We start from the raw sequence: 1,240 nt of genomic DNA, 5'->3' as shown, positions 1-1,240 counted from the left end.
TGGACCGCCCAGCCTTTTGCAGACACCCGCAGGCCATAATTCATGGCTACAGCAGAGGTGTTCATGAGCAGCAAGCGATACACGGATGAGTTCAGGGCGGAGGCGGTGAAGCAGGTGCTCGAGCGGGGCTTCACGGTGGTGGATGTGGCCGCGCGGATCGGGATCCCCAAGCACACGCTGTACGACTGGGTGCAGAAGGCGAAGAAGGCCGAGAAGGCAGCCGCAGGCTCTGCGTTGGTGGGGACCGACTCGGCGGAGATGCGCCGCCTCAAGGCCGAGCTCCGGCGCGTGACCGAGGAGCGCGACATTCTAAAAAAAGCCGCCGCGTACTTTGCCAAGGGGTAAGGGCGAAGTACGCGTTCATGCGTGCGCACATCGGCGAGTTCCGACTGGTCGCGATGTGCCGGGTGCTGGGCGTGCACCGCAGCGGCTACTACGCCTGGGTCCGGCAGTCGGCCAGCCTGCGTGAGCGCGAGGATCAGCGGCTGCTTGGGCTGATCAAGCACTTCTGGCTGGCCAGCGGTGGCGTGTATGGCCACCGCAAGATCACGCTTGACCTGCGCGAAGCGGGCGAGACCTGCAGCCGCCACCGCGTGCAGCGGCTGATGAAGGCCGAGGGTCTGCGGGCGCAGGTCGGCTACGGGAGCAAGCCGCGACATCGCGGTGGCCCGGTGGGTGCGGTCGACAACGTGCTCAACCGCGACTTCGCCCCCGACGCGCCGAACAAGGTCTGGGTCACCGACATCACCTACATCCGCACCTACGAGGGCTGGCTGTTCCTGGCGGCGGTGATGGACCTGTACTCGCGGCAGATCGTGGGTTGGGCCACGGCGCCGACGATGACCAGCGACCTGGTGCTGCAGGCCCTGGTGGCGGCGGCATGGCGGCGCAAGCCGGGACCGGGCGTCATGGTGCACTCCGACCAGGGCAGCCAGTTCACCAGCAGCGACTGGCAATCGTTCCTGAAGGTGCACCGGATGGTGCCGAGCATGAGCCGCCGCGGGAACTGCCACGACAACGCGGTGGCCGAGAGCTTCTTCAGCGTCCTGAAAAAGGAGCGGATCAAGCGGCGGATCTACCCGACCAGGGCCGCGGCGGCCTCGGACGTGTTCGACTACATCGAGATGTTCTACAACCCGGTTCGTCGGCATGGTTCCGCTGGCGATGTCTCACCGGTAGAGTTCGAAAGGCGCTACGCGCAAAGCGGCCGATGAGTGTCTATGAAAATCTGGGCGGTCCA

At 65.7% G+C, this 1,240-nt stretch carries 1 protein-coding gene; it reads left to right on the top strand.

Annotation, left to right across the window (positions count from 1 at the left end):
• Positions 1-63: 63 nt before the first annotated feature.
• A protein-coding gene (locus LDO11_RS15650) for an IS3 family transposase (protein WP_422892490.1) occupies positions 64-1,214 on the top strand; the annotation gives its coding sequence in 2 pieces (ribosomal slippage) (positions 64-319 and positions 319-1,214; 1,152 coding nt in all).
• The last annotated feature ends 26 nt before the right edge of the window (positions 1,215-1,240 follow it).

This window comes from Alterluteimonas muca (genome assembly GCF_021191595.1).
GTDB classification, from domain to species: domain Bacteria; phylum Pseudomonadota; class Gammaproteobacteria; order Xanthomonadales; family Xanthomonadaceae; genus Luteimonas; species Luteimonas muca.
The sequence above is the reverse complement of the archived record's forward strand: the minus strand, read 5'-3'. Positions and strand labels throughout refer to the sequence as shown.